Origin of the sequence: Amycolatopsis arida, from assembly GCF_900115565.1 — a bacterium.
Classification (GTDB): domain Bacteria; phylum Actinomycetota; class Actinomycetes; order Mycobacteriales; family Pseudonocardiaceae; genus Yuhushiella; species Yuhushiella arida.
Genome location: NZ_FOWW01000001.1, coordinates 253731 through 263824, shown reverse-complemented (window position 1 = coordinate 263824; position 10094 = coordinate 253731). Strand labels below are relative to the sequence as shown.

At 73.1% G+C, this 10094-nt stretch carries 8 protein-coding genes and 3 pseudogenes; 8 read left to right on the top strand and 3 right to left on the bottom strand.

The features are described from left to right. The first annotated feature begins 22 nt into the window (after window positions 1-22). On the top strand, window positions 23-859 hold the full coding sequence (locus tag BM051_RS01325; protein ID WP_092528349.1) for a sugar phosphate isomerase/epimerase family protein: 837 nt from the start codon (window positions 23-25) through the stop codon (window positions 857-859). A 119-nt stretch (window positions 860-978) separates the two neighbouring features. Here the strand turns inward: BM051_RS01325 and BM051_RS01320 are convergent, their stop codons facing one another. After that, complete coding sequence (locus tag BM051_RS01320; protein ID WP_092528347.1) at window positions 979-1425, bottom strand: NUDIX hydrolase; 447 nt, start codon at window positions 1423-1425, stop codon at window positions 979-981. 324 nt (window positions 1426-1749) lie between these two features. Here BM051_RS01320 and BM051_RS01315 point away from each other — a divergent pair, with 324 nt between their 5' ends. Continuing rightward, window positions 1750-3843 (top strand): acyltransferase family protein, encoded by a 2094-nt coding sequence (locus tag BM051_RS01315; RefSeq protein ID WP_092526650.1) that lies wholly within the window; start codon window positions 1750-1752, stop codon window positions 3841-3843. Between the two features lie 4 nt (window positions 3844-3847). On the opposite strand, the gene BM051_RS01310 is transcribed toward BM051_RS01315, so the two are convergent. Continuing rightward, window positions 3848-5245, bottom strand: coding sequence for a wax ester/triacylglycerol synthase domain-containing protein (locus tag BM051_RS01310; protein WP_134046547.1), 1398 nt, complete (start codon window positions 5243-5245; stop codon window positions 3848-3850). A 105-nt stretch (window positions 5246-5350) separates the two neighbouring features. On the opposite strand from BM051_RS01310, the gene BM051_RS01305 reads away from it, so the two are divergent. From BM051_RS01305 to BM051_RS01285, 6 genes and pseudogenes are all read left to right on the top strand, one after another. Then, on the top strand, window positions 5351-6388 hold the full coding sequence (locus BM051_RS01305; RefSeq protein ID WP_092526644.1) for a DNA polymerase IV: 1038 nt from the start codon (window positions 5351-5353) through the stop codon (window positions 6386-6388). A gap of 129 nt (window positions 6389-6517) precedes the next feature. After that, a pseudogene (erm, locus tag BM051_RS01300) lies at window positions 6518-7327 on the top strand (ErmE/ErmH/ErmO/ErmR family 23S rRNA (adenine(2058)-N(6))-methyltransferase); the annotation flags it as partial. Between the two features lie 98 nt (window positions 7328-7425). After that, a pseudogene (locus BM051_RS28885) lies at window positions 7426-7548 on the top strand (DegT/DnrJ/EryC1/StrS family aminotransferase); the annotation flags it as partial. A 75-nt stretch (window positions 7549-7623) separates the two neighbouring features. Continuing rightward, complete coding sequence (locus tag BM051_RS01295; RefSeq protein ID WP_092526639.1) at window positions 7624-8181, top strand: hemerythrin domain-containing protein; 558 nt, start codon at window positions 7624-7626, stop codon at window positions 8179-8181. A gap of 82 nt (window positions 8182-8263) precedes the next feature. Then, window positions 8264-8806 carry a DUF2231 domain-containing protein gene (locus BM051_RS01290; RefSeq protein WP_092526636.1) on the top strand — a complete coding sequence of 181 codons (543 nt, stop codon included), beginning with the start codon at window positions 8264-8266 and terminating at the stop codon, window positions 8804-8806. 1 nt (window position 8807) lies between these two features. Continuing rightward, entirely contained in the window at window positions 8808-9635 is an 828-nt protein-coding gene (locus tag BM051_RS01285) for an MBL fold metallo-hydrolase (protein ID WP_092526633.1), read from the top strand. An 86-nt stretch (window positions 9636-9721) separates the two neighbouring features. Here BM051_RS01285 and acnA read toward each other — a convergent pair. Continuing rightward, a pseudogene (gene acnA / locus BM051_RS01280) lies at window positions 9722-10094 on the bottom strand (aconitate hydratase); the annotation flags it as partial.

Genomic DNA, 10094 nt, shown 5'->3' with positions numbered 1-10094 from the left:
GAGGGAACTGTCCCGGCGGGCGATGCTGCGCGGCACCGCGGGTGCCGCCGTGGCGGCCGGTGTGGTCGGCACCGTGCTCTCGGCGGGCGGCAGCGCGTACGGCGCCGAGGACGACTGCCCTGGCGGGCGGCGGGTGCCGCCCGAGCGGATCGCGATCCAGCTCTACACCCTCCGGTCGGCGCTGCAGGCCGACCTGCCGGGCACCCTGGAGGCGTTGGCCGACATCGGTTACCGCAACGTGGAGCTGGCCGGGACCTACGGGCGCTCGGCAGCGGAGTTCCGCGCGATGTTGGACCGGTACCACCTGCGCGCGGTGTCCGCGCACATCGGGCTCGAGGACATCGACCAGCTCGTCGCCGACGCGCGGACCCTCGGGTACCGCTGGGCCGACTGCGCGTGGGCCAACCTCGGCTCGATCGAGGCGTGGACGGACTTCGCCCGCCGGCTGGACAAGGCCGGCGAGGCGTTCCGGAAGGCTGGCATCTCCTACGGCTACCACAACCACGCGCACGAGTTCTGGCCGATCGACGGGGTGCGGCCGTTTGACGTGATCGCTCGGAACACCAGCCGGCGCAACATCCACTTCCAGTACGACCTGTACTGGCTGGTGGAGGCCGGGGTGGACCCGGTGGAGCAGTTCTACGCCCAGTTCGGCCGGGTGCGGCAGTTCCACGTCAAGGACCGGGCGGCCGACGGGAGCTTCGCCGACCTCGGCACCGGGACGATCGACTTCGCCCGCGTCTTCCGGATGACCCGCAACACCGGCGTGAAGCACTTCATCGTCGAGCACGACCAGCCCACCGACCCGCTGCACACCGCCAAGGTCGGCTACGAGTACCTCCGCGACCTGCGCTTCTGACCGGCTCCCGCCCGGACGCCATGAAGGCCACCTTCATCGCGCTCAACGCCATGAAGGTGGCCTTCATGGCACTCGGCACGCGCTGGAACGAGGCAGGTCCACAACAGAGGTGCTCGTGGTCAGGGGGCCGGCCAGCCGTGGGTGCTGAACGTCGTGCCGGTGCGGTAGCCGGCGATCCCGGTGGCGGGGTAGGCGATGATCCGCTCCGGGAGGTCGTCCAGCGGGAACCAGCGCAGTTCGGAGCACTTGTCGGGCTCGCGGTTGGCGGGGTGGCCGCGCCAGCGGTGGGTGGCGAAGAACAGGCCGAGGCGTGGCTCGAGGCCGGGGCCCACCACGTGGGTCGTGTGGACGTGGCCGAGGTCGGCCGGCTCGACGAGCACGCCGACCTCCTCCCGCACCTCACGGACGGCGGCGTGCAGCACGGACTCTCCGGCGTCGAGCTTGCCCGACGGCAGGTGCCACTTCCCGTCGAACTCGGGGTGCGTGTCCCGCCGGCGGGAGAGCAGCACGCGGTCGGCGTCGTCCACGAGGAGCACGTGCACGTCGACGAGGTGGCGGTGGATCACCATTCCGATCCTCGCACGAACTTCGGTGTCACCTGACCGAGTGGTAACCGCCGCGCGCCGAGCGTGGCCGCGGTCTACGCCGGGCGATTTGTCGCTTTTCCGGTAGTCTGGTTCTTCGGTTCTCTCGTGCCGGCCGGGTCGACATGACCGGGCGCGGCCAACCCACTCCGTATCGACACCGCGAGTTGGCTGGTGAGCGACGCGCCGGTGACGTGCGGGCCGTGTCCCCAGGGGTCGTGTGCCAACCCAACGGGGGGCGATGGCATCGTAGGAGCGCCACTCCCGGGTGGTGCCCTACCCCGAAAACCCCGGAGGACCTTGCGGATGCACCGGCTTCGTGCCGACCTCCCCGTGACCACGGACGGCGACCGGAAGCCCCACGCCGGGCGCGACCACGTCCCGACCCTGCCGACCTCGCCCGCCCCGCCGGCCCGGAGGTACCGCCCGGAGTTGCAGGGCCTGCGCGCCGTCGCGGCGCTGCTGGTGGTCGTCTACCACGTCTGGCTCGGCCGGATCTCCGGTGGGGTGGACGTGTTCTTCGTGTTGTCGGGGTTCCTGATCACCGGGCAGTTGGTGCGGTCGTGTGCGCGGGGTGGGATCCGGTTCCGGCCGATGTGGGGTCGGATGATTCGGCGGTTGTTCCCGGCGGCGTTGACGGTGCTGCTGGCGGTGATGGCCGTCAGCTTCGTCCTCCTCCCGGAGAACCGGTGGTTCCAGACCATTCGGGAAGTGGTCGCCTCCGCCCTCTACGTCGAGAACTGGCGGCTGGTGGCCGACACCGCCGACTACTTCGCCGACCACGACACCGCCAGTGTGGTGCAGCACTTCTGGTCGTTGTCGATCCAGGGCCAGTTCTACGTGGTGTGGCCGGTGCTGGTGGCGGGGTTGGCGTTGCTGGCGGTGCGGTTGCGGCGTGGGCTGCGGCCGGTGCTGGTGGGTGTGTTCGGTGTGGTGTTCGCCGGGAGCCTGGCGGTGTCGGTGTGGTTGACCGCGGTGGACCAGCCGATGGCCTATTTCCACTCGGCCACCCGGGTGTGGGAGTTCGCGCTGGGTGGGTTGTTGGCGTTGGTGATCGACGCGGTTCGGCTGCCCCGGGTGGCCCGGTGGGTGCTGGGCTGGTTGGGTGTGGTCGGGCTGGTGTCGTGCGGGTTGGTGCTGCAGGTGGGCACGGTGTTTCCGGGGTGGGCGGCGTTGTGGCCGACGCTGTCGGCGGTGGCGGTGGTGACCGCCGGCGCGACCGGCAGCCGCAGCGGCGCCGACCGGTTGCTGTCGACCCGCCCGTTGGAGTACCTGGGCAACCTCAGCTACGCCCTCTACCTCTGGCACTGGCCCGTCCTGCTCTTCTACCTGGTCACGCTCGACCAGCCCGAGCCCGGCGTGGCCGGCGGCCTGCTGGTCATCGCCGTGTCACTGGGCCTGGCCGTGCTCACCTACCACTTCGTGGAGACCCCGGTGCGGGAGGGCCGGCTCGGCCCGGTCCTGCGGATGGGCGCCTACCGGCTCGGCGTGCTCATGCTCGCGCCCGTGCTGGTGATGGCCGGCGCCTGGCAGGTCGCCGCCTCGCAGAAGGCCGACTACACCATCTCCCTCGACGACCCCGACCACCCCGGCGCGATCAGCCGGCTCCCGGACTTCACCTACGCCGGCGCCCCCGACGCGCCGCTCGCCCCGCGGTTCATCTCGCTGCCCAACGAGTTCGCCGAGATCGAGCCCGAGCAGTGCCACCTCTCGCCCCGCAGTGTGGAGCTGCGGGTGTGCGCGACCGAGACCGAGGGACCGCCGCCGGAGCGCACGATCGTGGTGGCCGGGGACTCACACGCCCAGCAGTTCATCGGCGCCCTGCGGCCCATCGCGGAGCGGCGGAACTGGCGGATCGTGTCCATGCTGCGCGGCGGGTGCCCGTTCTCCACCCGTTCCGAGACCGTGCCCGGCGACCAGCCCTGCGTCGACTGGAACGCCCACGTCGTCGAGGAGATCGTGGAGCTGCGGCCGGACGCCGTGTTCACCACCGCCACCCGCGACGTCCGGGTGGGCCTGACCGAGGAGACGCCGCCCGGCTTCGTCGAGCAGTGGCGCGCGCTGGCCGACGCCGGCATCCCGGTGCTCGCCGCCAGGGACAACCCGCGCTACGACTTCTGGCCGTCGATCTGCGTCGAGGCCAAGGGCCGGCACGCCGACGCGTGCGCCACCCCGCGGGCCGCGCTGCTGGCCCCCGAGCCGCCGTATCGCCACGTCCCGGACCTGCCGCCCAACGTCCGGTTCCTCGACTTCAGCGACTTCCTGTGCACCGAGGACGTGTGCCCGCCGGTGATCGGCAACGTGCTCGTCTACCTGGACGACAACCACGTCACCGAGACCTACATGAGGACCATGGCGCCGATCGTCGAGGGCGAGATCCTCGCGGTCATGGACTGGTGAGCGCTCAGGGGAGCCCGGCGAGCTCGTCCAGCTTCTCCTGCAACGCGGCGCTGAGCCCGGGCAGGTCGGGGCAGTGGTCCGGGTCGGCGATCACCGTCACGGTCAGCGTGCCGCCGTAGGACAGCGCGATGAACGACACGGTGATGTTCCCCTTGATCGTGGTCACCGGGATGATGTCGGTGATCGGCGCGCCCAGCAGCGACAGCCGGATCCCCGGCCCGCGCAGGTAGGTCACCGACGTCGAGACGAAGCGCTGCCGCTCGACGATCCCGCGGAGCAGGCCCAGCGCGTGGAGCAGCCGGAACGCCGGCGCCAGCAGGACCACTGACGCGCCCCTGGCCGACCGCGTGCGCCGCCGCATGGTCTCGGCGACCCGCTCCAGCTGCCGGGGCCCGCACGCGGGCAGGGCCACCGGGATCACCCCGACCTGGTTTCCCAGCCTGGCGTGGCCGTCCGCGTGGCGGGCCGACACCGGCACCGACACGGTGAACTCCGTGGCCGGCTCCCCGCGCCGGCGGAGCACGGTGTGCAGCGCCGCGGTCGCGGCGGTGAGCACCACGTCGTTGACCTGCACGCCGTGCCCGCGCACGGTCTTGCGCACCTCGGCCATCTTGACCCTGGCCACCGTGAACCGGCGGCGTGGCCCGGTGCGCCGGTTCAGCGCCGACGGCAGCGGTCGCCCGGCCACGCTCGGCAGCAGCTCGGCGACGGCCGCCCGCAGCCGGGCGACACCGGACGGCAGCCGGGCCAGCGCGCGCAGCCGGCCGCGCAGCGCGTCGGCGGCGAGCGCGACGCTCGTCGGCCGGGGGCGGGGGAAGTCGGCGGGCGGCTCGGCCCGCACGCCATCCACCAGGTTGGCCAGCACGGCCAGCCCGCCGATGCCGTCGGCGAGGACGTGGTGGTAGGTCACGATCAGCGCCGCGCGGTCGCCGGCCAGCCCGGTCACCCAGGTCGCCGACCACAGTGGACGGTCGGCTGGCAGCGGCTCGCCGGTGATCCGCGCGGCGAGGTCGAGCAACGCCTCCTCGTCCCCCGGCGCGGGGCAGGGCACGTGTCGCACGTGCTCGGCGACGTCGAACTCGGCGTGGTCCTGCCAGATCGGCCGGCCGCAGCCCGGCGGCACCGACAGCAGCCGCTGCCGGAAGCGGCGCACCGGCCGGATCCGCTCGGCGATCGCCGCGCGCACCTCGGCCAGGTCCGGCGGCCGCTCGGGTTCGAGCACCAGGATGCCGGCGATCTGCAGTGGCGAGTTCCCCAGATCCGATGCCACCATCATCAGGTCGGCCGCGCTCGCCCGCTCGATGTGGCCCGCGCGGCGGAAACTCGACGGTGTCTCCCTCGGCACCCCCCGCGGCGGCCCCCGGAACATCCCCTCGAGCGTGCGCGTGAACCGCGCTCTCATGAACACAGCCCTGTGGTCATGCTCTCCATGGTCGACCAACCCCCGCGGGCCGTCCACCTGGCTTTCCGGACGCCTCGGCGCCCCACCTGGCCCATACTGGACGGCGTGTCCGACGCGGACTGGGTCCTGCACGTGGACCTCGACCAGTTCATCGCCGCGGTCGAGCTGGCCAGGCGGCCGGAGCTGCGCGGCCGGCCCGTGGTGGTCGGCGGCTCGGGCGACCCGACCGAGCGGGCGGTGGTCGCGACCGCGTCGTACGAGGCCCGCGAGTACGGGATCCGGTCCGGCATGCCCCTGCGCACCGCGGCGAAACGCTGCCCGGACGCGGTGTTCCTGCCCTCCGACCCGCCGGCCTACGAGGAGGTGTCCGAGCGGGTCATGGCCGCGCTGCGGGAGCTGCCGGTGGTGGTGGAGGTGCTCGGCTGGGACGAGGCGTTCCTCGGTGCCCGCACGGCCGACCCGGAGGCGCTGGCGGCCGACGCGCGGCGTGTGGTGCGGGCGGCCACCGGGCTGTCCTGCTCGGTCGGCATCGGGGACAACAAGCTGCGCGCCAAGCTTGCCACCGGATTCGCCAAGCCAGCCGGGATCTACCGGCTGACCAGGGACAACTGGGTAGCGGTGATGGCCGACCTGCCCACCGACGCGCTGTGGGGGATCGGCAAGAAGACCGCGCGGAAGCTGGCCGAGGCGGGGCTGTCCACCGTGGCCCAGCTGGCGAGGGCCGACCCGGTGACGCTGGCGGAGCGATTCGGTCCCGCGCTGGGGCCGTGGTACCGGCAGCTCGCCCTCGGCGCGGGCGACAACGAGGTGACCGCGACGCCCTACGTGCCGCGGTCGCGCAGCAGGGAGACGACCTTCCAGCGGAACCTGACCGACCGGGCCCTGCTCGACGAGCACGTGGCCGCGCTGGCCCACCGGGTGGCCGACGACGTGCGGGCCGAGGGCCGGCCGGCGGTGCGGGTCGCGGTGAAGGTGCGGTTCGCGCCGTTCGTCACCCAGACCCGCAGCCGCACCCTGCCCGCGCCGACCGGCGACGCGGGCGAGATCGAGCGGGCCGCGCTGGAGCTGCTGGACCGCTTCACGCTGACTCGGCCGGTGCGGCTGCTCGGCGTGCGGGCCGAGTTCGACGACAACGCTCGGTAGCCGGGACGGCCCGGCCGGTGGCGACGACGGCGCGGCGCGGCGACGGCCGTTGGTAGGCTCGCCGAAGTGAGCAGGTCGAACGAGGGGGCCTCCGGCCGGCAGGGTTGGCAGGGTCGGCAGCGGGGACGGCGGCCACATCCCCACCAGACGCGCCCGGTGCACGGGCACACCCAGCGGGACCGCAACCGGCGCCAGTTCGGGCAGAACTTCCTCCGCGACCGTGCCGCCGTCCTCCGGATCGTCGACGCGGCCGAGCTCCGGCCCGACCTGCCGGTGGTCGAGGCCGGCCCCGGCGAGGGGCTGCTCACCAGGGAGCTGGCCCGCCGGGCCAGGGAGGTCCTCGCCTACGAGATCGACCCCGACATGGCCGAGCCACTGTGGCAACGGTTCGCCGGCGAGTCGAACGTGCGGATCGTCAATCGGGACTTCCTCACCGCGAAGCCGCCCGCCGAGTCGTTCGCCTTCGTCGGCGCCATCCCGTACGGCGTCACCTCGGCGATCGTGGACTGGTGCCTCGCGGCCCGCGCGCTCGTGTCCGCGACGATGGTCACCCAACTCGAGTTCGCCAGGAAGCGCACCGGGAACTACGGTCGGTGGAGCCTGCTCACCGTCTCGACCTGGCCGCGGTTCGCCTGGGAGTTCCACGGCCGGATCGACCGCCGCCTGTTCCGTCCGGTTCCCCGAGTCGACTCCGCCATCCTGCGGCTGGCGCGGCGGGACCGCCCTTTGCTGAGCGGCGCGGCGTTGACCCGGTACGAGACCATGGTGGAGCTGTGCTTCAGCGGGGTCGGCGGCAGCGTGCGCGCGTCGTTGCGGCGCATGTTCGACCGCGGCCGGATCGACGCGGCGTTGGGCGCGGCGGGCATCGGTCGCGACACCGTCGTCGCGTTCGTCCACCCGAACCAGTGGATCCGCCTCTTCGCCGAGCTCAACCAGCGCTGACCGCGGACACATCGGTAACAGTGCCTTTCCATTCGAGCGCGCCTCGCGGCGTTGGCCGCGGCAGGGCGGCACAGGCGCGGCGCTACCGGGCCGAGCTTGCCGTGGGCAGCCTGCCGGTGGCCGAGCGGCTGGCCGGTGAGGTGCTGAGTCTGCCCATCCGGCCGCAACTGCTGGCGGAGGCCGTCGACCACGTGATCGCGGTGCTGCGCGGGCGCTGAGCACTGGGCGGGTGTGGAGCGCGGTGGCCTGGGTACCCCTGATCCGGAGCGTGCCCGGACGAGGGAGGAGGAGCCGTGTCGCACGATGCCGAGAACGAGGACGTCATCGCGTTGCTGCGCCGGCAGCACGAGGAGATCCGCGACCTGTTCGGGGAGGTCGAGCGGGCGCGGGGGGACGAGCGCAGGGACGCCTTCCGCCGACTGGTACGGCTGCTCTCGGTGCACGAGACCGCCGAGGAGGAGCTGATCCACCCTGAGGTGCGCCGGGTCGACGGCGGCGAACCCGTGGCGGAGGCCAGGGTGAAGGAGGAGCACCGGGCGAAGGAGCTGCTGTCCACACTGGACGAGCTCGGCCCGGACGCCGAGGGGTTCGACACCCTGCTGTTCCAGCTCCGGGACGACGTGCTGGCGCACGCCGAGCACGAGGAGCGGGCCGAGTTCCCGCTGCTGGCCGCGAGCCACGACGCGGAGCGGCTGCGCGCCATGGCGGCCACCGTGCGCGTCGCCGAGGCGGTCGCGCCGACCCGGCCGCACCCCGGGGTGGAGAGCCCCGCCGGCAACGTGCTGCTCGGGCCACCCCTGGCGATCATGGACCGGGTGCGTGACGCCATCCGCTCCGCCCTCAACCGCTGACCGAGGGCAGGCGCCGAGACCGCGAGTCCCCGTTCGAGTCCGGCTGGTGGTTCGGTGCCGGCGGAGCGGGTATGCCCGGAAGGTGACCGTACACCGACTCATCCGGGCCGCCGACTCCTTCCGCGCCGCCGACCGGTTCTCCGGCGCCGCCGCCCGGTGGCTGCGCCGGGCGATCCAGGGGCGGGCGGCCGGCGTGCTGCGCGGCGCGTGGCTCGGCCATCCCGTGCACCCGCTGCTGGTGACGGTGCCGCTCGGGGCCTGGATCGGCGCCGCGGCGCTCGACCCGTGGCCCCACCAGCGGGACGCCGCCCGCAGGCTGGTGGCGCTCGGCCTGGCGGTCGTGCCGCCCGCGGTGGTCGCCGGGCTGGCCGACTTCCCCGAGTTGACCACCACGCAGCGGCGGGTCGCGGTCCTGCACGCCGCGACGAACACGGTGGGCGCGGGCTGCTTCGTCGCCTCCTACCGGCACCGCGCGCGGGGCGCCGACCGCGTCGGCATCGCGTGGACGTGGCTCGGCCTGCTCGGCATCTCCGCCGGTGGTGCCCTCGGTGGCCACCTCAGCTACGCCCTGGGTGCCGGCGTGCACCGATGGCAGGGCGGCCCCGTCACGGGAACGGGGACGTAGCGTGGCACCACTCTCCAGGGAGAGCACCCTGACCTTCATCGGGACGGCGACCACGCTGCTGCGGCTCGGGACGTTCACCGTGCTCACCGACCCGAACTTCCTGCGCCGCGGGCAGTGGGCCTACCTGGGGCAGGGCATGGTGTCCCGCCGCCGGACCGACCCGGCGGCACGGCTGGCCGACCTGCCGCGGCCGGACGTGGTGCTGCTGTCGCACCTGCACGGCGACCACTTCGATCGGGTGGCCCGGCGCGAGCTGCCGGCCGACGTCCCCGTGCTGACCACCGCCGCCGCGGCGCGCCGGCTCGGCAGGCGCGGGTTCCGCAACGCCGCCGCGCTGCCGACCTGGTCCACCGAGACACTGGCCGATGGTGGTGCCGCGCTGACCATCACCGCCGTGCCGGCGCGGCACTCGACCGGTCCGTTGGTCCGGCGGGTCCTCCCGCCGGTGATGGGCAGCGTTCTGGAGTACGTCGCGACTCCCGGGGCCGAGCCGCTGCGGATCTACGTCAGCGGTGACACCGTGCTGCACGACGAGTTGCGGGGCATCCGGGAGCGCTTCCCGCGGCTCGACCTCGCCGTGCTGCACCTCGGCGGCGCGCGGGTGCTCGGCGCGCTGGTCAGCATGGACGACCGGCAGGGCGTGGACCTGCTCGAGTTGCTCCGCCCGGCCCACGCCGTTCCCGTGCACTTCGACGACTACCCGATGTTCGCCTCGCCGGTGTCGAACTTCCTGGCCGAGGCCGCGAGACGGTGCCAAGGCGGCACGGCCGTGCGACTGCTCCAGCGCGGTGAGCGCCTGCCACTACCCCCGCCCGCGGTACTCGACTGACGAGGACGGGTAAGTCCGAACGGCAAGGCGCGCAGGGACATGACGCATCCCGCCGCGCCGCGGCCCGGGGCACACCGAGTGGGGACTCAACTCGTCGAGGTGTTGATCATCTTTCGGACGACGTAGTGCAGGATGCCGCCGTGGCGGTAGTAGTCGGCTTCGCCGGGGGTGTCGATGCGGACGGTGGCGTCGAATTCGGTGGTGGTGCCGTTGTCGTGGGTGGCGGTGATGTGGACGGTGTGGGGGGTGTGGCCGGTGTTGAGGGTGGTGATGCCGGTGATGTCGTAGGTTTCGGTGCCGTCGAGGCCGAGGGTGGTGGCGGTGTCGCCTGGGGGGTATTGGAGGGGGATGACGCCCATGCCGATGAGGTTGGAGCGGTGGATGCGTTCGAAGGATTCGGCGATGACGGCGCGGACGCCGAGGAGTCGGGTGCCTTTGGCGGCCCAGTCGCGGGAGGAG

Coding starts and splice junctions, on each gene's coding strand:
- BM051_RS01325 (WP_092528349.1), top strand. CDS start 23: ATGCTGCGCGGCACCGCGGGTGCCGCCGTGGCGGCCGGTGTGGTCGGC.
- BM051_RS01315 (WP_092526650.1), top strand. CDS start 1,750: ATGCACCGGCTTCGTGCCGACCTCCCCGTGACCACGGACGGCGACCGG.
- BM051_RS01310 (WP_134046547.1), bottom strand. CDS start 5,245: ATGAGAGCGCGGTTCACGCGCACGCTCGAGGGGATGTTCCGGGGGCCG.